The sequence below is a fragment of the Streptococcus mitis genome (assembly GCF_003942685.1).
Taxonomy (GTDB): Bacteria; Bacillota; Bacilli; order Lactobacillales; family Streptococcaceae; genus Streptococcus; species Streptococcus mitis_CD.
Genome location: NZ_RJNR01000003.1, coordinates 1 through 23,893, shown reverse-complemented (window position 1 = coordinate 23,893; position 23,893 = coordinate 1). Strand labels below are relative to the sequence as shown.

The window sequence follows — 23,893 nt, the reverse complement described above, 5'->3', positions numbered from 1 at the left end:
CAGAGGGCTGTTCGATACGATTAAATCTCAACTTAAATCGCAAACAAGTCATTCAAGTTCTCAGCCAAGGTTGGGTGAGTGAAGATTTGTTTTGTGAAGTAAGTGTAAGGAATCTTGTTGTCCATAGCAATAGTGATGATGTTGATGATTTCTTGAGAACCTTCTGAGAAGATGCTTGCTCCAAGAATTTCTTTTGTTTCAGTATTAACAACAGCTTTGAAAGCTCCGCGAAGGTCTCCATTTACGTGACCACGAGGCATTGCTGCAACAGGAATTTCTTTCACTGCGTATGGAAGTTTCAAATCAGCTGCTTGGCTTTCAGTCAAACCAACTTGTGAAAGGGCAGGTGTGATGAACATAGTATTTGGTACATTGAGACGGTCTTCAAGTGTGTAGCTGCCATCTCCAGCAAGGTAGCTGTAAACAACACGGAAGTCATCAAGTGAAATGTAAGTAAATTGAAGGCCACCGTTGACATCTCCAACTGCAAAGACACCAGGAACGTTTGTTTGACAATGTTTGTCTACTTTAATAGCGCCACGTTCAGTTAGTTCAATATCTGTATTTTCAAGTTGAAGTGGTTCTACATTTGGTTTGCGTCCAGTTGCGTAGAGAAGGGCATCGAAACGGTAAGTTTCGTTTTCAGTTACGACAAGCACTTGGTCACCGTCGTTTTTGATTTCAGTAGTACGGATGTTTTGAAGTAATTCAATACCGTCTTCTTCCATGTATTGTTTAGCAAGAGCAGCGATTGAAGGTTCTGCACGAGGAAGGAAAGTATCCAAGGCATCTAGAACTGTAACCTTGCTTCCAAGTTTGTTGTAAAGACCTGCAAATTCAAGACCGATATTTCCACCACCAAGGACTCCAAGTTTTTCAGGTAATTTGTCCAAGTTTTGGATACCTGTTGAGTCAAAGACGTTTTTGCTTGTAGCAAGTCCAGGGATTGGCAAGACGTTTGAAACAGCACCAGTGTTGATGACGATTGTTTCAGCAGTCAGTTCTTTCTTTTCATCACCAGCTTGGATTTCGATGACTTTATTTGAAAGGAAGTGAGCTTCCGCATCAAAGATATCGACGCCTGTACCAGCAACAGTCGCATAGTTTTTACCGTTGAGGCGACTAGTGATAGTGTTTTTGGTAGCAATCACTTCTTCAAAAGACAAGTCTTTCTCAGCAGCAACCAGCAAAGTCTTAGTTGGGATACAACCAATGTTGATACAAGTTCCACCGTACATAGCTTTGCTACGTTCAACGAGGGCAACTTTTTTACCAGCTGAAGCCAATTTACCTGCTAGTGTTTTACCAGCTTTACCAAATCCGATAACGATTAAATCATAAGTTAACATTTAGAGTTCCTCCTATTCGAATTTCATTCTAGCACAAGAAAAAAACTTTTGCACAATTCTGCTACGCTTTAAAAAAGTTTATGAAATAGTGGAAAGTTTAACTTTATTTTCTCAGAAAAATCGTTTACATGACTTTATCGATGGATTAGGCTATCTTTTGCTTCTCTCTTGTGTTATACTAGATAAGTTGCAAAGAAAACAGTACTTTTCTTTTGTGGAAAAGAAGCAACACGATTTTATATCCAGTATATGAAAATACGTCATAAAAAGAAAAGTATAGACTAAGCCCTATAGGGTGGCTTCGCACCACCTTTAGAAAGAAGAATAACGTGAAATTTAATGAATTAAACTTGTCTGCTGATTTGCTAGCAGAGATTGAAAAAGCTGGTTTTGTAGAAGCCAGTCCGATCCAAGAACAAACTATTCCCTTGGCCCTTGAAGGCAAGGACGTTATCGGTCAAGCTCAGACTGGTACAGGAAAAACTGCAGCCTTTGGTTTGCCTACCCTTGAAAAAATCCGTACAGAAGAAGCGACCATCCAAGCTTTGGTTATCGCTCCAACACGTGAACTTGCTGTCCAAAGTCAAGAAGAACTCTTCCGATTTGGTCGTAGTAAGGGAGTCAAAGTCCGCTCAGTATATGGCGGATCAAGCATTGAAAAACAAATTAAGGCTATTAAATCTGGTGCCCATATCGTGGTGGGAACTCCAGGTCGTCTCTTGGACTTGATTAAACGCAAGGCCTTGAAATTACAAGATATTGAAACTCTTATCCTTGACGAAGCGGATGAAATGCTCAACATGGGCTTCTTAGAAGACATCGAAGCTATCATCTCCCGTGTCCCTGAAAGCCGTCAAACTCTTCTTTTCTCAGCAACTATGCCAGATGCTATCAAACGTATCGGTGTTCAGTTTATGAAAGAACCTGAGCATGTGAAAATTGCTGCCAAGGAATTGACAACAGAATTGGTTGACCAATACTATATCCGAGTCAAAGAACAAGAAAAATTTGACACCATGACTCGTCTCATGGATGTGGAACAACCAGAACTTGCTATCGTATTTGGTCGTACAAAACGCCGTGTAGATGAATTGACTCGTGGTTTGAAAATCCGTGGCTTCCGTGCAGAAGGAATTCATGGAGACCTAGACCAAAACAAACGTCTTCGTGTCCTTCGTGACTTTAAAAATGGCAATCTTGATGTTTTGGTTGCGACAGACGTTGCAGCGCGTGGTTTGGATATTTCAGGTGTGACCCATGTCTATAACTACGATATTCCACAAGATCCTGAAAGTTATGTTCACCGTATCGGTCGTACAGGTCGTGCTGGTAAATCAGGTCAATCAATTACCTTTGTTGCTCCAAATGAAATGGGCTACCTTCAAATCATCGAAAACTTGACTAAGAAACGCATGAAAGGTCTCAAACCTGCAAGTGCAGAAGAAGCCTTCCAAGCTAAAAAACACGTAGCTCTCAAGAAAATCGAACGTGATTTTGCAGATGAGACTATCCGTGCCAACTTTGAGAAATTTGGTAAGGATGCTCGTAAGCTGGCTGCCGAATTTACTCCAGAAGAATTGGCAATGTATATCTTGAGTCTGACTGTTCAAGATCCAGATAGCCTTCCTGAGGTAGAGATTGCGCGTGAAAAACCACTACCGTTTAAACCATCAGGTAATGGCTTCGGTGGTAAAGGTAAGGGAGGTCGTCGTGGAGATGACCGTCGTGACAATCGCCGTGGAGACAACCGTCGTGGTGGTCGTCGTGATGATTTCAAAAAAGGAAGTCGTGGCAATGATCGTTTTGATAAGGAAAAACGTTACCGTAAGGATAATAAAAAACCACGCAATACTTCAAGCGAAAAGCAAACAGGCTTTGTTATTCGTAACAAGGGCGATAAATAAGAAAAAGCGGTTCAAAATGAATCGCTTTTTTATATAAGGAGACCGAATGGAAAAGAAAGATAAATAAATATATATATTATCTTCTTGTAATATTATAATACACAAAAATAGGGAGCTTGTCAATAGAAAAGAAGCAATTTGATTAAAAATATTCTTGTTTTTTCAAATTGCAATTAAATAAGCAATTTTCAGATAATAATTGAAAATTCAAGCTGTTTATGTTATAATGATAGCGATTAAATTCGAGGTGAAAAATGGCACATTTATTAGAAAAAACTAGAAAAATTACTTCTATCCTGAAGCGCTCAGACGAGCAGTTACAGGAAGAACTCCCCTACAATGCGATTACCCGTCAATTGGCAGATATTATTGACTGTAACGCCTGTATCGTTAATAGCAAGGGACGTCTCCTTGGCTATTTTATGCGTTACAAAACCAATACAGATCGTGTAGAGCAGTTCTTCCAAACTAAAATTTTCCCAGATGACTACATTCAAGGTGCGAACATGATTTACGATACAGAAGCCAATCTGACAGTTGATCATGATTTGAGTATTTTCCCTGTGGAAAGTCGTGCCGATTTTCCAGATGGCTTGACAACGATTGCACCGATTCATGTATCAGGGATTCGACTTGGCTCTTTGATTATTTGGCGCAATGATAAGAAATTCGAAGATGAGGACTTGATCCTTGTTGAGATTGCCAGTACCGTTGTTGGGATTCAGCTCCTCAACTTCCAACGTGAAGAAGATGAGAAAAATATCCGCCGTCGTACTGCTGTTACCATGGCGGTCAATACCCTTTCTTACTCAGAACTCCGTGCTGTTTCAGCAATTTTAGGGGAGTTAAACGGAAACGAAGGTCAGTTGACTGCGTCAGTGATTGCAGACCGTATCGGTATTACCCGTTCTGTGATTGTTAATGCCCTTCGTAAACTTGAGTCTGCTGGGATTATTGAAAGTCGCTCACTTGGAATGAAGGGAACCTACCTTAAGGTCTTGATTTCAGATATTTTTGAAGAAGTGAAGAAAAGAGATTACTAATGACTAAGGCTTTAATTTCGATTGATTATACAGAAGATTTTGTTGCTGATAGTGGAAAATTGACAGCAGGTGCTCCAGCTCAAGCAATTTCAGATGCCATTAGTAAGGTAACTCGATTGGCTTTTGAACGTGGAGATTACATCTTCTTTACCATTGATGCTCACGAAAAAAATGATTGTTTTCATCCAGAAAGCAAACTATTTCCTCCTCACAATTTGATTGGGACTAGTGGACGGAATTTATACGGAGATTTGGGAACCTTTTATCAAGAGCATGGTTCAGACAGTCGTGTCTTTTGGATGGATAAACGCCATTACTCAGCATTTTCAGGGACTGACCTGGATATCCGCTTGAGAGAGCGTAGAATTTCAACAGTTATCTTAACAGGAGTCTTGACGGATATCTGTGTCCTGCATACAGCTATAGATGCCTATAATCTAGGGTATGACATCGAGATTGTTAAACCAGCCGTTGCTTCCATCTGGCCTGAAAATCATCAATTTGCCCTAGGTCATTTCAAAAACACACTTGGAGCTAAGTTAGTAGATGAAAATCTAAATGAAATTTCAGAGTAATTTATTTGATGAAATGAAAAAAATTGAAAAAAAGTGTTGACAAGGATCCCAAAAGTTGATATACTAGTAAAGTAATCGACGCGGGGATGGCGGAATTGGCAGACGCGCAGGACTAAGGATCCTGTGACCGCTTTAGGTCGTGAGGGTTCAAGTCCCTCTCTCCGCATAGGATAAGAGTTAGCTTAGGCTAGCTTTTTTTTATCTAATTAAAGTAGAGCAAAAAAATTTTTGCTCTTTTTTTGTATTTCATAAACATTTCATATTTGGATTTTATAATAGTCTTACAAATATGGAGGTGACGAATGAATCCAATCCAAAGAGCTTGGGCTTATGTCAGCAGAAAACGACTGAGAAGTTTTATTTTATTTCTGATTTTATTGGTTCTATTGGCTGGAATTTCAGCCTGTTTGACTCTGATGAAGTCCAACAAAACAGTTGAAACCAATCTTTACAAATCACTCAATACCTCTTTTTCTATTAAGAAGATAGAAAATGGTCAGACATTCAAGTTGTCAGACCTAGCATCTGTAAGCAAGATTAAGGGACTGGAAAATGTTTCTCCTGAACTCGAGACGGTCGCAAAACTAAAAGACAAGGAAGCAGTAAGTGGCGAGCAGAGCGTGGAGCGTGATGATTTGTCAGTGGCGGACAAGAACTTGGTTAGCTTAACGGCTCTTGAGGATTCATCCAAGGATGTGACCTTTACCAGTTCGGCTTTCAATTTAAAAGAAGGGCGACACCTTCAAAAAGGGGATTCCAAGAAAATCATCATCCACGAAGAGTTGGCTAAGAAGAATAGTCTTTCCCTTCATGACAAGATTGCCTTAGAAGCTGGTCAGTCAGAGGCTGGTAAAGGACAAACTGTCGAGTTTGAAATCGTCGGCATCTTTTCTGGTAAAAAGCAAGAGAAATTCACAGGCTTGTCTTCTGACTTCAGTGAAAACCAAGTCTTTACAGACTATGAAAGTAGCCAAAGTCTTTTAGGAAATGGTGAATCTCTAGTCAGTGCAGCTCGCTTCTATGTAGAAAATCCTAAGGAAATGGACGAACTCATGAAGCAGGTGGAAAACTTGTCTTTGGAAAATCAAGGCTATCAAGTCGAAAAGGAAAACAAGGCTTTTGAACAAATCAAAGACTCAGTTGCTACTTTCCAAACCTTTCTGACCATCTTCCTTTATGGGATGTTGATAGCTGGAGCTGGAGCCTTGATTTTGGTCTTGTCTCTCTGGTTGAGAGAAAGGATCTACGAAGTGGGAATTTTACTGGCACTTGGAAAAGGAAAGAGCTCGATCTTCCTACAATTCTGTTTAGAGGTAGTTTTGGTATCTATTGGTGCTTTGCTTCCAGCATTTGCTGCAGGCAACGCAATCACAACTTACCTACTCCAAACCCTACTAGCAAGTGGAGATCAGGCAGTCTTACAAGACACGCTAGCCAAAGCAAGCAGTCTATCAACCAACATCCTATCTTTTGCAGAATCCTATGTTTTTCTAGTTCTGCTTAGTTGCTTATCTGTAGCTCTTTGTTTCCTATTCTTATTTAGAAAATCACCGAAAGAAATTTTATCATCTATTAGTTAAGAAGGAGAAATCATGACTTTATTACAATTACAAGATGTTACCTACCGTTATAAGAACACTGCTGAAGCAGTCCTATATCAGATCAATTATAATTTTGAACCCGGGAAATTTTACAGTATTATTGGGGAGTCAGGAGCAGGAAAATCCACTCTCTTGTCCCTACTGGCTGGTCTAGATAGTCCTGTTGAAGGTTCTATCCTTTTCCAAGGAGAGGATATTCGTAAGAAGGGCTATTCCTACCATCGTATGCACCATATTTCCCTGGTCTTTCAAAATTATAACTTGATAGATTATCTTTCTCCACTGGAAAATATCCGCTTGGTCAACAAAAAGGCAAGCAAGGATACACTTCTTGAGCTTGGTTTGGATGAAAGTCAGATCAAGCGGAATGTTCTCCAGTTATCAGGTGGTCAACAACAACGTGTTGCTATTGCTCGTAGTTTGGTCTCAGAAGCTCCAGTTATTCTAGCGGATGAGCCAACGGGAAATCTGGACCCTAAAACTGCTGGAGATATTGTCGAACTGCTCAAATCACTTGCCGAGAAAACAGGTAAATGTGTCATCGTCGTAACTCACAGCAAAGAAGTGGCACAAGCATCAGATATTACACTTGAGTTGAAGGACAAGAAACTGACTGAAACTCGCAATACGACGAAATAATACGAGCTTTTTCTGTTCGAACTATAAAATAGAACAACATCTAGAAAGGGAACCTATGTTACACAACGCATTTGCCTATGTTACAAGGAAGTTTTTCAAATCGATTGTCATCTTCCTGATTATTCTCCTCATGGCGAGCTTGAGTTTGGTCGGCTTGTCGATCAAGGGAGCTACTGCCAAGGCTTCTCAGGAGACCTTTAAAAATATCACCAACAGCTTCTCCATGCAAATCAATCGTCGCGTCAATCAAGGAACGCCACGTGGTGCTGGGAATATTAAGGGTGAGGACATCAAAAAAATCACCGAAAACAAGGCCATTGAGTCTTATGTGAAACGCATCAATGCTATCGGAGATTTGACTGGATATGAACTCATCGAAACGCCAGATACCAAGAAAAATCTGACACCTGACCGTGCTAAACATTTTGGAAGCAGCTTAATGATCACTGGTGTCAATGACTCTTCCAAAGAAGACAAGTTTGTCTCTGGTTCTTATAAATTGGTCGAAGGTGAGCACTTAACAAACGACGACAAGGACAAGATCCTCCTGCACAAGGACTTGGCAGCCAAACACGGCTGGAAAGTAGGGGACAAGGTCAAACTAGACTCTAATATCTACGATGCAGACAATGAAAAAGGTGCCAAGGAAACAGTCGAAGTGACAATCAAGGGACTCTTTGATGGTCATAATAAGTCAGCAGTAACCTACTCACAAGAACTCTATGAAAATACAGCCATCACAGACATCCATACAGCTGCTAAACTATATGGTTATACAGAAGACACAGCTATTTATGGGGACGCAACCTTCTTTGTAACAGCGGACAAGAACTTGGATGATGTTATGAAAGAGTTGAATGGCATCAGCGGTATCAACTGGAAGAGCTATACACTTGTTAAGAGCTCATCTAACTACCCAGCTCTTGAGCAATCTATCTCTGGTATGTACAAGATGGCCAACCTCCTCTTCTGGGGTAGCTTGAGCTTCTCAGTCCTTCTCCTTGCCCTCTTGCTCAGCCTTTGGATCAATGCCCGTCGCAAGGAAGTTGGAATTCTCCTCTCTATCGGTCTCAAGCAGGCAAGTATCTTGGGGCAATTCATCACTGAATCTATCTTGATTGCCATTCCTGCTCTAGTTTCTGCTTACTTCTTAGCTACTTACACAGCGCGTGCAATCGGAAATACTGTTCTTGCCAATGTCACTTCAGGTGTTGCCAAGCAAGCCAGCAAGGCTGCTCAAGCCTCTAACCTTGGTGGTGGTGCAGAAGTAGATGGCTTTAGCAAGACCTTGTCGAGCCTAGATATTTCCATTCAGACATCGGACTTTATCATCGTCTTTGTCCTTGCCTTGGTTCTAGTGGTTCTCGTTATGGCGCTTGCTTCAAGCAATCTCCTCAGAAAACAACCAAAAGAGCTTCTGCTGGATAGTGAATAAAAAACATGCTACCTATTCTCCCTTAAATGGGGTATAATATAGGTAGCATTTTTATCTATTTTATCTTGATAAGGTCTCTTTCTTTCAGGATGAAATTGAGATGATTTACAATAAATTTAAAGGAATGTGAAACGTTTTTTCTATGAAAATTTTAATTGTAGAAGATGAAGAGATGATCCGTGAGGGGGTCAGTGATTATTTGACGGATTGTGGTTATGAAACCATTGAGGCTGCAGATGGGCAAGAAGCCTTAGAAAAATTTTCCAGCTATGAAGTAGCCTTGGTTTTACTGGATATCCAAATGCCCAAGCTCAATGGCCTAGAAGTCTTAGCTGAGATTCGTAAATCAAGTCAGGTCCCTGTCTTGATGTTGACAGCTTTTCAGGATGAGGAATATAAGATGAGTGCTTTTGCCTCTCTGGCAGATGGCTATCTGGAAAAACCTTTCTCCCTCTCCCTCTTAAAAGTGAGGGTGGATGCGATTTTCAAGCGCTATTATGATACGGGACGAATCTTCTCCTATAAGGATACCAAGGTGGACTTTGAGAGCTACAGTGCCAGCCTAGCAGGTGAGGAAGTAGCTATCAATGCTAAAGAGCTGGAAATTCTTGATTATTTGGTTAAAAATGAAGGAAGGGCCTTGACCCGATCTCAGATAATCGATGCCGTCTGGAAAGCGACAGATGAGGTTCCCTTTGACCGTGTCATTGATGTCTATATCAAGGAACTGCGGAAAAAGCTAGACCTGGACTGCATCCTTACTGTGCGCAATGTTGGTTATAAATTGGAGCGAAAATGAAACGAACAGGCTTATTTACAAAGATATTTATCTATACCTTCTCGATTTTTAGTGTTCTAGTCATTTGTCTTCATTTAGCTATTTATTTTCTTTTTCCTTCGACTTATCTGAGTCATCGTCAGGAAACCATTGGTCAGAAAGCGACAGCCATTGCCCAGTCACTAGAAGGAAAGGATAGGCAGAGTATCGAGCAAGTGTTAGACTTGTATTCCCAAACTAGTGATATCAAGGGGGCCGTTAAGGGCGAGATGACCGAGGACAAGTTAGAAGTCAAGGACAGCCTTCCTCTGGATACAGACCGCCAGACCACCTCTCTTTTTATCGAGGAGCGCGAGGTGAAAACGCAAGACGGTGGTACTATGACTCTCCAGTTTCTAGCTTCCATGGACTTGCAAAAGGAAGCAGAGCAAATCAGTCTCCAGTTTCTTCCCTATACCTTGCTGGCATCCTTTCTGATTTCCCTCTTGGTGGCCTATATCTATGCTCGGACTATTGTTGCTCCGATATTGGAAATCAAGCGAGTGACCCGTCGGATGATGGAACTAGATACCCAAGTACGATTGCGCGTGGACTCTAAGGATGAGATTGGTGATCTCAAGGAACAAATCAATAGCCTTTACCAGCATCTTTTGACTGTTATTGCGGACTTGCATGACAAGAATGAAGCCATTCTCCAGCTTGAAAAGATGAAGGTCGAATTTTTGCGAGGGGCTTCTCATGAACTGAAAACACCCTTGGCTAGTTTGAAAATCCTGATCGAAAACATGAAAGAAAATGTCGGTCGTTATAAGGATAGAGACCACTATCTGGGAGTAGCCTTAGGAATTGTGGATGAGCTCAATCACCACGTTCTCCAGATACTTTCTCTCTCTTCTGTACAAGAATTACGAGATGATAGGGAAGAAATTGATTTGCTCCAGATGACGCAAAGTCTAGTCAAGGATTATGCCTTGCTAGCCAAGGAAAGAGACCTCCAGATAGACAATAGTTTGACCCATCAGCAGGCCTATCTAAACCCATCTGTCATGAAATTGATTCTGTCTAACCTCATCAGTAATGCTATCAAGCACTCTGTTCCGGGTGGCTTAGTTCGCATTGGAGAAAGAGAAGGAGAACTCTTTATAGAAAATAGCTGCAGTCCCGAGGAACAAGAAAAACTAGCCCAATCTTTCTCTGATAATGCTAATCGCAAGGCTAAGGGATCTGGGATGGGGCTCTTTGTGGTTAAGAGTCTATTAGAACATGAAAAATTAGCTTATCGTTTCGAGATGGAGGATAATCGTTTAACCTTCTTCATAACTTTTCCAAAAGTCTCCCAAGACTAGGGATAGAAAGGGTTTACATAGATGAAGCTAGAAGAAATTCAATCGAAACTGCGGGAAAAACTAGATTTTTTTGTCAAAAAGTGATAAAATGAACAATGTAAATGGGATGACCCATAAAAATATACAGGAGGCCTGATAAAATGGCAATCGTTTCAGCAGAAAAATTTGTCCAAGCAGCTCGTGACAACGGTTATGCAGTTGGTGGATTTAACACAAACAACCTTGAGTGGACTCAAGCTATCTTGCGCGCAGCAGAAGCTAAAAAAGCTCCAGTTTTGATCCAAACTTCAATGGGTGCTGCTAAATACATGGGTGGTTACAAAGTTGCTCGCAACTTGATCGCTAACCTTGTTGAATCAATGGGTATCACTGTACCAGTAGCTATCCACCTTGACCACGGTCACTACGAAGATGCACTTGAGTGTATCGAAGTTGGTTACACTTCAATCATGTTTGACGGTTCACACCTTCCAGTTGAAGAAAACCTTAAATTGGCTAAAGAAGTTGTTGAAAAAGCACACGCTAAAGGTATCTCAGTAGAAGCTGAAGTTGGTACTATCGGTGGTGAAGAAGACGGAATCATCGGTAAAGGTGAATTGGCTCCAATCGAAGACGCTAAAGCAATGGTTGAGACTGGTATCGACTTCTTGGCAGCTGGTATCGGAAACATCCACGGTCCTTACCCAGCAAACTGGGAAGGTCTTGACCTTGACCACTTGCAAAAATTGACAGAAGCTCTTCCAGGCTTCCCAATCGTATTGCACGGTGGATCAGGTATTCCTGATGAGCAAATCCAAGCAGCTATCAAACTTGGTGTTGCTAAAGTTAACGTTAACACTGAATGCCAAATCGCATTCGCTAACGCAACTCGTAAATTTGCTCGTGACTACGAAGCAAACGAAGCAGAATACGACAAGAAGAAACTCTTCGACCCACGTAAATTCTTGGCTGACGGTGTAAAAGCTATCCAAGCATCAGTTGAAGAACGTATCGACGTATTCGGTTCAGAAGGTAAAGCTTAATCTAGCTGAACCATACAAAATGAAACCCGCCTCTGAAGGTGGGTTTTTTGTTTCTGGATATATTCAGATTATACTAGAAAATTCTTTAACTTAAGTTGCTAAAAGAGTCTAATTTTTGTACAATAATGCTATGAAAATACTGAAAAAATCAGCCCTTGTCCTTCTTAGTTTCCTTATCTTGTTTTTAGTAGGGACATTTATCTTTCATCGTATTAGCTTAGAAAAGGAACAAGCCTCTCTAACTCCTATGGGTAAAACTGTTCTCGTTAATGGGCACAAAATCAATGTTTACGTTGAGGGGGATGGTCCAGAGACAATAGTAGTTCTATCAGGTGCTGGAATTGCTTCACCTATATTAGACTTTAAGAATCTAACAGATTCCCTATCAAAAAAATATAAGGTAGTCATCGTGGAGCGGGCTGGCTATGGTTATAGCGAGGATAGTAATCAATCCAGAGACGTGATGGAAGTTTTGTCTGAGACACGTCAAGCTCTATCACAAGCAAATGTAACAGGTCCTTTTATCATTCTGTCTCATTCAATGGCTAGTCTTGAAAGTCTGGCTTGGCAGGAAAAGTATCCTGATGAAGTGAAAGCCTTGGTTGGTCTGGATTGGGCATTACTAGCAAGTTATGAGGATTTAAAGGATAATCAGGCCTTGCTTACTGTGGCTTATTGGAGCAGTAAGATTGGCTTATTACGCTATTTCCCTGAGTCCTTTTATATAAAAAATCCAACTCTGACTGAAACTGAACGACAACAATATAAATTACTAGCATATAAGCAGTTGATGTCACAAGCCATGCTTCATGAATCCCGTTTGGTAAAGGAAAATGCCAAGAAAGTTCCATCTAGCATCAATCCGAAAATTCCAGCCTTACTCCTGGTTTCTAACGGTGAAGGCACGACCTTTAGCCAATCAGAATGGCAACATTATGCAGAGAAATTTGCTAATGAACAGTCTAATGTAAAAGTCATTTATATGGATGTACCACATGACCTATACAATTATCAGAGTCATGAGGTTGTTTCTCGCATAAAAGAATTTTTAGAGAATAATTGAGGCCTTAAAAATCCATTATGACTGATGATAATAATTGAAAGGAATGACTTATGAATAATTCTTATATTTTACTTAGACATGCTCATTCAAGATTTTCAAGTGATGATTTTAATAGAACTTTATCGGAAAAAGGATTTTCTTCTCTTGAAGTGTTGGAGTTTTTAAATGCTTGTAAAATAGATTACTTTATTTCAAGTCCTTATAAACGAGCATTTGAAACGATTAATAGCTCACCAATTCAATTTGATAAAATAGTTCTTGATAATCGGTTACGAGAGCGAAAATTATCTTCAACCTTTATAAAAGTTTCTGAGTTTGAAGACAGTATTAAATATTTATGGCAAAATCCAGATAAATCTCTTATTGGAGGTGAGTCTAACCGAGAAGCATTAAAGAGAATCTTAGATTTATTAGAGGACTTGGAAAAAAGATATTCAGATAAAACGATTTTGTTGAGTTCTCATGGGAATTTACTAGGAATCTTAATCAATCATTTTGATTCCAGTTTTGATTATGAAAAATGGGAGCAGATGACCTTTCCAGATTGTTTTCTAATTGATAGAAATGGGATTGTGAAAAGAATTATGAAAGATTAGTTCTTTGATTAAATAGTGATTCATATTGATCAAAATAGTTTGCCTTTTTACAATTCGTATCCTGCCCCTAATGGCAGGTTTTTTGGTGTTTTAAAGAAACTATTAAACCAGAATTTCTGATTCAAAAGTATTATTTTAAGAGAGAAATCTCTAATTTCATAATTAATAAGCAAACGCTTGCATTCCTTTTTTTATTGGACTATAATAGGTTGGTATAGAGCCTTCTGTAATAATAAAATGTAGCAGGTTTAGAAAGTAAGGATTTAGAATATTTGTAGTCAAAAACACAATGTTGCTATTCCTTACGATAGGGAGATAGATATGGCAATGATAGAAGTAGAACATCTTCAGAAAAATTTTGTGAAGACTGTTAAGGAACCGGGCTTGAAGGGGGCATTACGCTCCTTTATTCATCCTGAAAAACAGACCTTTGAAGCGGTCAAGGATTTGACCTTTGAGGTACCAAAGGGGCAGATTTTAGGCTTCATCGGGGCAAATGGTGCTGGGAAGTCGACAACCATTAAAATGCTGACCGGGATTTTGAAACCGACATCTGGTTTTTGTCGGATTAACGGCAAGATTCCACAGGACAATCGCCAAGATTATGTCAAGGATATTGGAGTAGTCTTTGGGCAAAGAACCCAGCTATGGTGGGATTTGGCTCTACAAGAGACCTACACGGTCTTAAAGGAGATTTACGATGTGCCAGACTCGCTCTTCCATAAGCGTATGGACTTTTTGAATGAAGTCTTGGATTTGAAGGACTTTATCAAGGATCCTGTGCGAACTCTTTCACTGGGACAACGGATGCGGGCGGACATTGCAGCTTCCTTGCTTCACAATCCCAAGGTTCTCTTTTTAGATGAGCCGACCATTGGTTTGGACGTTTCGGTCAAGGATAACATTCGTCGGGCTATTACTCAGATCAATCAGGAGGAAGAAACAACCATTCTCCTGACCACTCACGACTTGAGCGATATTGAGCAACTCTGTGATCGGATTTTTATGATTGATAAGGGGCAGGAGATTTTTGATGGAACGGTGAGTCAGCTTAAGGAGACCTTTGGCAAGATGAAGACTCTTTCTTTTGAACTGCTACCAGGTCAAAGTCATCTCGTCTCTCACTATGAAGGCTTTTCGGATATGACAATTGATAGACAAGGAAATAGTCTCAACATTGAATTCGATAGTTCTCGCTACCAGTCAGCTGACATTATCAAGCAGACCCTATCTGATTTTGAGATCCGCGATTTGAAGATGGTGGATACGGATATTGAGGATATTATCCGTCGCTTCTACCGAAAGGAGCTCTAGGATGATCAAATTGTGGAGACGTTATAAACCTTTTATCAATGCAGGTGTTCAGGAATTGATTACCTATCGAGTCAACTTTATTCTTTATCGGATCGGCGATGTCATGGGTGCTTTTGTGGCCTTTTATCTCTGGAAAGCTGTCTTTGATTCTTCGCAAGAATCCTTGATTCAGGGCTTTAGTATGGCAGATATCACGCTCTACATCATTATGAGTTTTGTGACCAATCTGTTGACCAAGTCAGATAGCTCTTTTATGATTGGGGAGGAGGTCAAAGATGGCTCTATCATCATGCGTTTGTTGCGACCAGTGCATTTTGCGGCCTCCTATCTCTTCACTGAGCTTGGGTCTAAGTGGTTGATTTTTATCAGCGTTGGCCTTCCATTTTTAAGTGTCATTGTTTTGATGAAAATCTTATCTGGGCAAGGTATTGTAGAAGTGCTAGGATTGACGGTCCTTTATCTTTTTAGCTTAACGCTGGCCTATCTGATTAACTTTTTCTTTAATATCTGTTTTGGATTTTCTGCCTTTGTGTTTAAAAATCTTTGGGGTTCCAATCTACTCAAGACTTCCATAGTGGCCTTTATGTCTGGAAGTTTGATTCCCTTGGCTTTCTTTCCACAGGTGGTTTCAAATATTCTGTCCTTCCTGCCATTTTCATCCTTGATTTACACTCCGGTCATGATTATCGTTGGGAAATACGATGCCAATCAGATTCTTCAGGCGCTCGGTTTGCAGTTTTTCTGGCTCTTAGTGATGGTGGGCTTGTCTCAGTTGATTTGGAAACGAGTCCAGTCATTCATTACCATTCAGGGAGGTTAGTATGAAAAAATATCAACGCATGCATCTGATTTTTATCAGACAATATATTAAGCAAATCATGGAGTACAAGGTGGATTTTGTGGTTGGTGTCTTAGGAGTTTTTCTAACTCAAGGCTTGAACCTCTTGTTTCTCAATGTCATCTTTCAACACATCCCATCCCTAGAAGGCTGGACTTTTCAAGAAATTGCCTTTATCTATGGTTTCTCTTTGATTCCCAAGGGCTTGGATCATCTCTTTTTTGATAATCTCTGGGCGCTAGGGCAACGATTGGTGCGAAAAGGAGAATTTGATAAGTATCTGACTCGTCCCATCAATCCTCTCTTTCACATCTTGGTTGAGATCTTTCAGATTGATGCCTTGGGTGAGCTCTTGGTCGGTGGTATCCTACTGGGAACAACAGTGACTAGTATTGCCTGGAGCTTTCCAAAATTTTTACTTTTCCTAGTCTGCATACCATTTGCGACCTTGATTTATACTTCCTTGAAGATCGCGACAGCCAGTATTGCTTTTTGGACTAAGCAGTCAGGTGCCATGATTTACATTTTCTATATGTTTAATGATTTTGCTAAGTACCCGATTTCTATTTACAATTCTCTCCTTCGTTGGTTGATTAGCTTTATCGTGCCTTTTGCCTTTACGGCCTATTATCCTGCTAGTTATTTCTTGCAGGACAAGGATGTCTTTTTTAACATCGGAGGTTTGATGTTGATTTCCCTTGTTTTCTTTGTCATTTCCCTTAGACTTTGGGATAGGGGGTTAGATGCCTACGAAAGTGCGGGTTCTTAGCATAGATGTTATCAAAGCCTTGTCTCAGGACAGGCTTTTTTTAATAGAGATGAAAATTTCTTGATATCTATTCTCAGATTGCTATATTGTAAGTGTAATCGCCGATTTAGCTTATACTCTTCGAAAATCTCTTCAAACCACGTCAGCTTCGCCTTGCCGTATATATGTTACTGACTTCGTCAGTTCTATCTACAACCTAAAAGCAGTGCTTTTAGCAACCTGCGGCTAGCTTCCTAGTTTGTTCTTTGATTTTATTGAGTATTAGTCGCTAGAGCAAGAGAGTCGTAAAGTCTAGGTCACAGGTGAACATATGACTGAAGATTTGAAAAAAATTAGATAAGTATATAATAACCGTTAAGCCTAGTTCTTATCGGTTATTTATGTTGTTACACAACATTGTTATTGCATCAATTATGTCTGTTTTTGTAACTCTGGTAGTGCTTCAACTTGATTGCTACTATTTTTGATGGTGTGAATTTGCTTATAATGTATCTCAGTTAAGTACGAAATTTTTATATCTTTTTTAACACATATTAAAAATAAAATTAATACCCCTTAATTTTTCTTGACTTAAATTTTTTTAATTGATATACTATTTTTCAGAGAGCTAACAATTATATATAAATGTACTACTCTATTTCCTAGATAATACTTAGTAAAACTTTTTATAACAAAGGCTAGCAAAGTTAAAGTTTTCTATCTATTGGAAGTTAAATAAATATGTAAGGAATTAAAATGAAAAAAAGTACAGTATTGTCATTAACCACAGCTGCAGTTATTTTAGCAGCATATGTCCCTAATGAGGTAGTCTTAGCAGATACATCTAGTTCTGAAGATGCTTTAAGTATCTCTGATAAAGAAAAAGTAGTAGATAAACAAAAAGAAAACAAAGAAAAACATGAAGATATTCATAATGCTATAGAAACTTCAAAGGATACTGAAGAGAAGAAAACAACTGTTATTGAGGAAAAAGAAGTTGTTAGTAAAGAATCTGTGATAGACAATAAAACTAACAATGAAAAAGCAACAATCAAAAAAGAAGATTCCAATCAATACAAAGGAGATAATGCAGACTCGTCTGCAAGTAAAGACACGGAAAGTCCCAAAAAAGAAGATAGACTTGTCTATATTGCTGAATTTAAAGATAAAGAATCTGGAGAAAAAGCAATCAAGGAACTATCAAATCTTAAGAATACAAAAGTTTTATATACTTATGATAGAATTTTTAACGGTAGCGCTATTGAAACAACCAAAGATACTCTGGACAAAATTAAACTAATAGAAGGTATTTCATCGGTTGAACGATCACAAAAAGTCCAACCTATGATGAATCATGCTAGAAAAGAAATTGGAGTTGAAGAGGCAATCGATTACCTAAAATCTATCAATGCACCATTTGGTAAAAATTTTGATGGTAGAGGTATGGTCATTTCAAACATCGATACTGGGACTGATTATAGACATAAGGCTATGAGAATAGATGATGATGCCAAAAGCTCAATGAAATTTAAAAAAGAAGACTTAAAAGGTACTGATAAAAATTTCTGGTTGAGTGATAAAATTCCTCATGCTTTCAATTATTATAATGGTGGTAAAATTACTGTAGAAAAAGCTGATGATGGAAGCGATTATTTTGATCCACATGGGATGCATATTGCAGGGATTCTTGCGGGAAATGATACTGAAAAAGATATCAAAAACTTTAACGGAATAGATGGAATTGCTCCTAATGCACAGATCTTCTCTTATAAAATGTACTCTGACGCAGGGTCTGGGTTCGCAGGAGATGAAACAATGTTTCATGCTATTGAAGATTCAATCAAACACAATGTCGATGTTGTTTCTGTATCATCTGGCTTTACAGGAACAGGTCTTGTAGGTGAGAAATATTGGCAAGCTATTAGAGCGTTAAGAAAAGCAGGCATTCCAATGGTTGTAGCTACGGGTAACTATGCAACTTCTGCTTCAAGTTCTTCATGGGATTTAGTGGCAAATAATAATCTGAAAATGACCGACACTGGAAATGTAACACGAACTGCAGCACATGAAGATGCGATAGCAGTTGCTTCTGCTAAAAATCAAACAGTTGAGTTTGACAAAGTTAAGATTGGAGGAGAAAGTTTTAAATACAGAAATATAGGGGCCTTTTTCGATAAGAATAAAATCATAACAAACGAAGATGGTTCAAAAGCTCCTAGTAAATTGAAATTTGTATATATAGGCAAAGGTCAAGACCAAGATTTGATAGGTTTGGATCTTAAGGGCAAAATTGCAGTAATGGATAGAATTTATACAAAGGATTTAAAAAATGCTTTTAAACGAGCAACGGATAAGGGCGCACGTGCCATTATGGTTGTAAATACTGTAAATTACTACAATAGAGATAATTGGACAGAGCTCCCAGCTATGGGATATGAGGAGGATGAAGGAACTACTAGTCAAGTTTTCTCAATTTCAGGAGATGATGGTGTAAAGCTATGGAATATGATTAACCCTGATAAAAAAACTAAAGTCAAAAGAAATAATAAAGAAGATTTTAAAGATAAATTGGAGCAATACTATCCAATTGATATGGCAAGCTATAATTCTAATAAACCGAATGTAGGTGATGAAAAAGAAATTGACTTTAAGTTTGCACCTGACATCGACAAAGAACTGTATAAAGAAGATATTATAGTCCCAGCAGGGTCTACATCTTGGGGGCCAAGAACAGATTTACTTTTAAAACCGGATGTTTCAGCACCTGGTAAAAACATTAAATCCACTCTTAATGTCATTAATGGGAAATCAACTTATGGCTATATGTCAGGAACTAGTATGGCAACTCCAGTTGTAGCAGCTTCTACTGTTTTGATTAGGCCAAAGTTAAAGGAAATGCTTGAAAGACCTGTATTGAAAAATCTTAAGGGAGATGACAAAATAGATCTTACAAGTCTTACAAAAATAGCCCTACAAAATACTGCACGTCCTATGATGGATGCAACGTCTTGGAAAGAAAAAAGTCAATACTTTGCATCACCTAGACAACAGGGGGCAGGGCTAATTAATGTGGCTAATGCATTGAGAAATGAAGTTGTAGCGACTTTCAAAAACACAGATTCTAAAGGTTTAGTAAACTCTTATGGTTCTATTTCTCTTAAAGAAATAAAAGGAGATAAAAAATATTTTACAATTAAGCTTCACAATACATCAAACAGACCTTTGACCTTTAAAGTTTCAGCATCTGCTATAACTACAGATGCTCTAACTGACAGACTCAAACTGGATGAAACATATAAAGATGAAAAATCTTCAGATGGGAAGCAAATTGTTCCAGAAATTCACCCAGAAAAAGTCAAAGGAGCAAATATTACATTTGAGCATGATACTTTCACTATAAGCCCAAATTCTAGCTTTGATTTAAATGCGGTTATAAACGTTGGAGAAGCTAAAAATAAAAATAAATTTGTAGAATCATTTATTCATTTTGAGTCAGTGGAAGAAATGGAAGCTCTAAACTCCAACGGGAAGAAAATAAATTTCCAACCTTCTTTATCGATGCCTCTAATGGGATTTGCTGGGAATTGGAACAAAGAGCCAATCCTTGATAAATGGGCCTGGGAAGAAGGGTCAAAATCAAAAACAATGGAAGGTTATGATGATGATGGCAAACCGAAAATTCCAGGAACCTTAAATAAGGGAATTGGTGGAGAACATGGTATAGATAAATTTAATCCAGCAGGAGTTATACAAAATAGAAAAGATAAAAATACAACATCCCTAGATCAAAATCCAGAATTATTTGCTTTCAATAACGAAGGGATCAACGCACCATCATCAAGTGGTTCTAAGATTGCTAAAATTTATCCTTTAGATTCAAATGGAAATCCTCAAGATGCTCAACTTGAGAGAGGATTAACACCTTCTCCACTTGTATTAAGAAGTGCAGAAGAAGGATTGATTTCAATAGTGAATACAAATAAAGAGGGAGAAAATCAAATCGACTTAAAAGTCATTTCGAGAGAACACTTTGTTAAAGGAATTTTAAACTCTAAAAGAAATGATGCAAAGGGAATCAAATCTTCTAAGCTAAAAGTTTGGGGCGACTTGAAATGGGATGGACTCATCTATAATCCTAGAGGGAAAGAAGAAAATGCACCAGAAAGCAAGGATACCAAAGATCCTGCTACTAAGATAAGAGGTCAATTTGAGCCAATTGCAGAAGGTCAATATTTCTATAAATTTAAATATAGATTAACTAAAGATTATCCATGGCAGGTTTCCTATATTCCTGTAAAAATTGATAACACAGCACCTAAGATTGTTTCTGTTGATTTTTCAAATCCTGAAAAAATTAAGTTGATTACAAAGGATACTTATCATAAGGTAAAAGAGCAATACAAGAATGAAACTTTATTTGCGAGAGATCAGAAAGAACATCCTGAAAAATTTGACGAGATTGCCAACGAAGTTTGGTATGCAGGAGCCGCTCTTGTTAATGAAGATGGAGAGGTTGAAAAAAATCTTGAGGTCACTTATGCAGGTGAGGGTCAAGGAAGAAATAGAAAACTTGACAAAGATGGAAATACCATTTATGAAATTAAAGGTGCAGGAGATTTAAGAGGAAAAATCATTGAAGTCATTGCATTAGATGGCTCTAGCAATTTCACAAAGATTCATAGAATTAAATTTGCTGATCATGCTGATGAAAAGGGGATGATTTCCTATTATCTAGTAGATCCTGATCAGGATTCATCTAAATACCAAAAGCTTGGAGAGATTGCCGAATCTAAATTTAAAAATTTAGAAAATAGAAAAGAGGACAGTCTTAAAAAAGATACAACTGAAGTAGAACATCATCAAGAAAATGAAGAGGCTACCGAAGAAAAATCTAGCTTTACTATCAATAAAGCCATTTCAACAATTAGAGATTTTGAAAGCAAAGACTTAAAAAAACTCATTAAAAAGAAATTTAGAGAAGTTGATGACTTTACAAGTGAAACTGGTAAGAGGACAGAAGAATACGATTATAAATACGATGATAAGGGAAATATCATTGCTTATGACGATGGTAGTGCCTTAGAATATGAAACTGAAAAACTTGACGAAATAAAATCAAAAATTTATGGTGTTCTAAGCCCGTCTAAAGATGGACACTTTGAAATTCTTGGAAAGATAAGTAATGTTTCTAAAAATGCCAAGGTATATTATGGCAATAATTATAAATCGATAGAAATCAAAACGACCAAGTATGATTCCCACTCAAAAACGATGACATTTGATTTATACGCTAATGTTAATGATATTGTGGATGGATTAGCTTTTGCAGGAGATATGAGATTCTTTGTTAAAGATGATGATCAGATAAAAGCTGAGACTAAAATTAGAATGCCTGAAAAAAATAAGGAAACTAAAACGGAATATCCCTATGCATCAAGTTATGGGAATGTAATAGAATTAGGAGAAGGAGATCTTTCAAAAAATAAACCAACCAATTTAACGGACATGGAATCTGGTAAAATCTATGCTGATTCAGAAAAACAACAATATCTATTAAAGGATAACATCATTCTAAGAAAAGGCTATGCACTAAAAGTGACTACCTATAATCCTGGAAAAACGGATATGTTAGAAGGAAATGGAGTTTATAGCCAGGAAGATATAGCAAAAATCCAAAAGGCCAATCCTAATCTAAGAGTCTTATCAGAAAAAATAATTTATGCTGATAGTAGAAATGTTGAAGATGGAAGAAGTACTCAATCAGTATTGATGTCGGCTTTGGACGGCTTTAACATTGTAAGGTATCAAGTGTTTACATTTAAAATGAATGATAAAGGGGAAGCAATCGATAAAGATGGAAATCTTGTGACAGATTCTTCTAAACTGGTATTATTTGGTAAGGATGGTAAAGAGTATACTGGGGAGGATAGGTCCAATGTAGAAGCTATAAAAGAAGATGGCTCTACATTATTTATTGATGCAAAACCAGTAAATCTTTCAATGGACAAGAACTACTTTAATCCATCTAAATCTAATAAAATTTATGTACGAAATCCAGAATTTTATTTAAGAGGTAAGATTTCTGATAAGGGTGGTTTTAACTGGGAGTTGAGAGTTAATGAATCGGTTGTAGATAATTATTTAATCTATGGAGATTTACACATTGATAACACTAGAGATTTTAACATTAAGCTTAATGTTAAAGACGGTGACATCATGGACTGGGGGATGAAAGACTATAAAGCAAACGGATTCCCAGATAAGGTAACAGACATGGATGGAAATGTTTATCTTCAAACTGGCTATAGCGATTTGAATGCGAAAGCGGTTGGAGTACACTATCAATTTTTATATGATAATGTTAAACCAGAAGTAAACATTGATCCAAAAGGAAATACTAGTATCGAATATGCTAAGGGAAAATCTGTAGTCTTTAATATTAATGATAAAAGAAATAATGGATTCGATGGTGAGATTCAAGAACAACATATTTATGTAAATGGAAAAGAATATAAATCATTTGCTGATATTAAACAAATAGCAGATAAGGCACTAAACATTAAGATAGTTGTAAAAGATTTTGCAAGAAATACAACCGTAAAAGAATTCATTTTAAACAAAGATACGGGAGAGGTAAGCGAACTAAAACCTCATACAGTAACTGTGACCATTCAAAATGGAAAAGAAATGAGTTCAACGATAGTGTCGGAAGAAGATTTCATTTTACCTGTCTATAAGGGGGAATTAGAAAAAGGATATCAATTTGACGGCTGGGAAATTGCTGGTTTCGAAGGGAAAAAAGACGCTGGATATGTTCTTAATCTATCAAAAGATACCCTTATAAAACCTGTATTCAAGAAAATAGAGGAGAAAAAGGAGGAGGAAAATAAACCTACTTTTGATGTATCCAAAAAGAAAGATAACCCACAGGTAAATCCTAGCCAATTAAATCAAAGCCATAGAAAAGAGGACTTACAAAGAGCAAATCATTCACAAAAATCTGATTCAACTAAGGATGTTACAACTACAGTTCTTGATAAAAACTTTGAAAATAAGAAGGAAGTCTATCTTAATAAACAAGCGAACATAGCTAATAAACATACTAACATTGATAGTAAGTCGGATACTAACCATTCTGACAGGTTGCCAAAAACCGGAACAGTTAGAGCAGTTCTTACACCATTTATTGCTGGAATATTGTTTATAGTAGGAGCACTTCTTGGATTGAAGAAAAAAGATCAAGATTAAGACAAAATCTATAGAAAAAATGTTTATGTGTTGAGATTAGATACTGTGATGGTTAAACAGTTTGTTGACAATTACTATTTAATACTTAATTCTTAAGTTTACATTGATAATTATACACTTTTAGAATGTATTAATGGACTTCATTTAGATAACAAAAAATCTTCTTATTACAGATAGGAAGATTTTTTGGATTTTACCAATTTCATAAAATACAGTATCGAACTATATATTAAAAACTGTGCTTTTACAATTGTAGTAAAAACTCAAGATTTATTTGATGAAGTACAGGCTATATGAAATAAAATACAGTATCGAACTATATATTAAAAACTGTGCTTTTACAATTGTAGTAAAAACTCAAGATTTATTTGATGAAGTACAGGCTATATGAAAT

16 protein-coding genes and 1 tRNA gene are annotated in these 23,893 nt (G+C 37.8%); 16 read left to right on the top strand and 1 reads right to left on the bottom strand.

Features of this window, described 5'->3' with window-relative positions:
• Positions 1–32: 32 nt before the first annotated feature.
• Positions 33–1,349 carry an FAD-containing oxidoreductase gene (locus D8855_RS03505; RefSeq protein ID WP_125416051.1) on the bottom strand — a complete coding sequence of 439 codons (1,317 nt, stop codon included), beginning with the start codon at positions 1,347–1,349 and terminating at the stop codon, positions 33–35.
• A gap of 329 nt (positions 1,350–1,678) precedes the next feature.
• On the opposite strand from D8855_RS03505, the gene cshA reads away from it, so the two are divergent.
• The 16 genes from cshA (at position 1,679) to D8855_RS03420 (ending at position 23,499) form a co-directional block, all read left to right on the top strand.
• Positions 1,679–3,253 carry a degradosome RNA helicase CshA gene (gene cshA, locus D8855_RS03500; RefSeq protein ID WP_125416049.1) on the top strand — a complete coding sequence of 525 codons (1,575 nt, stop codon included), beginning with the start codon at positions 1,679–1,681 and terminating at the stop codon, positions 3,251–3,253.
• A gap of 254 nt (positions 3,254–3,507) precedes the next feature.
• On the top strand, positions 3,508–4,296 hold the full coding sequence (codY, locus tag D8855_RS03490) for a GTP-sensing pleiotropic transcriptional regulator CodY (protein ID WP_000940721.1): 789 nt from the start codon (positions 3,508–3,510) through the stop codon (positions 4,294–4,296).
• Positions 4,296–4,871 carry a cysteine hydrolase family protein gene (locus tag D8855_RS03485; RefSeq protein WP_125416046.1) on the top strand — a complete coding sequence of 192 codons (576 nt, stop codon included), beginning with the start codon at positions 4,296–4,298 and terminating at the stop codon, positions 4,869–4,871. The genes codY and D8855_RS03485 overlap by 1 nt, the downstream gene beginning before the upstream one ends.
• A gap of 80 nt (positions 4,872–4,951) precedes the next feature.
• Positions 4,952–5,037, top strand: a tRNA-Leu gene (locus D8855_RS03480).
• 136 nt (positions 5,038–5,173) lie between these two features.
• Positions 5,174–6,451, top strand: a complete 1,278-nt coding sequence (locus D8855_RS03475; RefSeq protein WP_033686805.1) for an ABC transporter permease — start codon at positions 5,174–5,176, stop codon at positions 6,449–6,451.
• A gap of 12 nt (positions 6,452–6,463) precedes the next feature.
• Complete coding sequence (gene vex2, locus D8855_RS03470) at positions 6,464–7,111, top strand: ABC transporter ATP-binding subunit Vex2 (RefSeq protein ID WP_024057461.1); 648 nt, start codon at positions 6,464–6,466, stop codon at positions 7,109–7,111.
• Between the two features lie 55 nt (positions 7,112–7,166).
• Positions 7,167–8,546: an ABC transporter permease subunit Vex3 gene (gene vex3 / locus D8855_RS03465; RefSeq protein ID WP_084863041.1), complete on the top strand. Its 1,380-nt coding sequence runs from the start codon at positions 7,167–7,169 to the stop codon at positions 8,544–8,546.
• A 142-nt stretch (positions 8,547–8,688) separates the two neighbouring features.
• Positions 8,689–9,345, top strand: coding sequence for a response regulator transcription factor VncR (vncR, locus tag D8855_RS03460; protein WP_125416043.1), 657 nt, complete (start codon positions 8,689–8,691; stop codon positions 9,343–9,345).
• On the top strand, positions 9,342–10,670 hold the full coding sequence (vncS, locus tag D8855_RS03455) for a sensor histidine kinase VncS (RefSeq protein WP_125416040.1): 1,329 nt from the start codon (positions 9,342–9,344) through the stop codon (positions 10,668–10,670). Before vncR ends, vncS begins: the two co-directional genes overlap by 4 nt.
• 140 nt (positions 10,671–10,810) lie before the next feature.
• Positions 10,811–11,692: a class II fructose-bisphosphate aldolase gene (locus D8855_RS03450; protein ID WP_001019001.1), complete on the top strand. Its 882-nt coding sequence runs from the start codon at positions 10,811–10,813 to the stop codon at positions 11,690–11,692.
• A gap of 130 nt (positions 11,693–11,822) precedes the next feature.
• Positions 11,823–12,755 (top strand): alpha/beta fold hydrolase, encoded by a 933-nt coding sequence (locus D8855_RS03445; RefSeq protein WP_185757553.1) that lies wholly within the window; start codon positions 11,823–11,825, stop codon positions 12,753–12,755.
• Between the two features lie 50 nt (positions 12,756–12,805).
• Entirely contained in the window at positions 12,806–13,351 is a 546-nt protein-coding gene (locus D8855_RS03440) for a histidine phosphatase family protein (protein ID WP_125416034.1), read from the top strand.
• Positions 13,352–13,672: 321 nt separating this feature from the next.
• Positions 13,673–14,665, top strand: coding sequence for an ABC transporter ATP-binding protein (locus D8855_RS03435; protein ID WP_001240792.1), 993 nt, complete (start codon positions 13,673–13,675; stop codon positions 14,663–14,665).
• Position 14,666: 1 nt separating this feature from the next.
• Entirely contained in the window at positions 14,667–15,485 is an 819-nt protein-coding gene (locus tag D8855_RS03430) for an ABC transporter permease (RefSeq protein WP_125416031.1), read from the top strand.
• A gap of 1 nt (position 15,486) precedes the next feature.
• Positions 15,487–16,272 carry an ABC transporter permease gene (locus D8855_RS03425; RefSeq protein ID WP_125416028.1) on the top strand — a complete coding sequence of 262 codons (786 nt, stop codon included), beginning with the start codon at positions 15,487–15,489 and terminating at the stop codon, positions 16,270–16,272.
• Between the two features lie 735 nt (positions 16,273–17,007).
• Positions 17,008–23,499 (top strand): S8 family serine peptidase, encoded by a 6,492-nt coding sequence (locus tag D8855_RS03420; protein ID WP_125416025.1) that lies wholly within the window; start codon positions 17,008–17,010, stop codon positions 23,497–23,499.
• The last annotated feature ends 394 nt before the right edge of the window (positions 23,500–23,893 follow it).

What these genes read in the sequence shown, in the direction of transcription:
- D8855_RS03475 (WP_033686805.1), top strand. Translation starts at nt 5,174, where the DNA reads ATGAATCCAATCCAAAGAGCTTGGGCTTATGTCAGCAGAAAACGACTG.
- D8855_RS03485 (WP_125416046.1), top strand. Translation starts at nt 4,296, where the DNA reads ATGACTAAGGCTTTAATTTCGATTGATTATACAGAAGATTTTGTTGCT.
- D8855_RS03425 (WP_125416028.1), top strand. Translation starts at nt 15,487, where the DNA reads ATGAAAAAATATCAACGCATGCATCTGATTTTTATCAGACAATATATT.
- D8855_RS03440 (WP_125416034.1), top strand. Translation starts at nt 12,806, where the DNA reads ATGAATAATTCTTATATTTTACTTAGACATGCTCATTCAAGATTTTCA.
- codY (WP_000940721.1), top strand. Translation starts at nt 3,508, where the DNA reads ATGGCACATTTATTAGAAAAAACTAGAAAAATTACTTCTATCCTGAAG.
- vncS (WP_125416040.1), top strand. Translation starts at nt 9,342, where the DNA reads ATGAAACGAACAGGCTTATTTACAAAGATATTTATCTATACCTTCTCG.
- vex2 (WP_024057461.1), top strand. Translation starts at nt 6,464, where the DNA reads ATGACTTTATTACAATTACAAGATGTTACCTACCGTTATAAGAACACT.
- vex3 (WP_084863041.1), top strand. Translation starts at nt 7,167, where the DNA reads ATGTTACACAACGCATTTGCCTATGTTACAAGGAAGTTTTTCAAATCG.
- D8855_RS03420 (WP_125416025.1), top strand. Translation starts at nt 17,008, where the DNA reads ATGAAAAAAAGTACAGTATTGTCATTAACCACAGCTGCAGTTATTTTA.
- vncR (WP_125416043.1), top strand. Translation starts at nt 8,689, where the DNA reads ATGAAAATTTTAATTGTAGAAGATGAAGAGATGATCCGTGAGGGGGTC.
- D8855_RS03445 (WP_185757553.1), top strand. Translation starts at nt 11,823, where the DNA reads ATGAAAATACTGAAAAAATCAGCCCTTGTCCTTCTTAGTTTCCTTATC.
- D8855_RS03435 (WP_001240792.1), top strand. Translation starts at nt 13,673, where the DNA reads ATGGCAATGATAGAAGTAGAACATCTTCAGAAAAATTTTGTGAAGACT.
- D8855_RS03450 (WP_001019001.1), top strand. Translation starts at nt 10,811, where the DNA reads ATGGCAATCGTTTCAGCAGAAAAATTTGTCCAAGCAGCTCGTGACAAC.
- D8855_RS03505 (WP_125416051.1), bottom strand. Translation starts at nt 1,349, where the DNA reads ATGTTAACTTATGATTTAATCGTTATCGGATTTGGTAAAGCTGGTAAA.
- D8855_RS03430 (WP_125416031.1), top strand. Translation starts at nt 14,667, where the DNA reads ATGATCAAATTGTGGAGACGTTATAAACCTTTTATCAATGCAGGTGTT.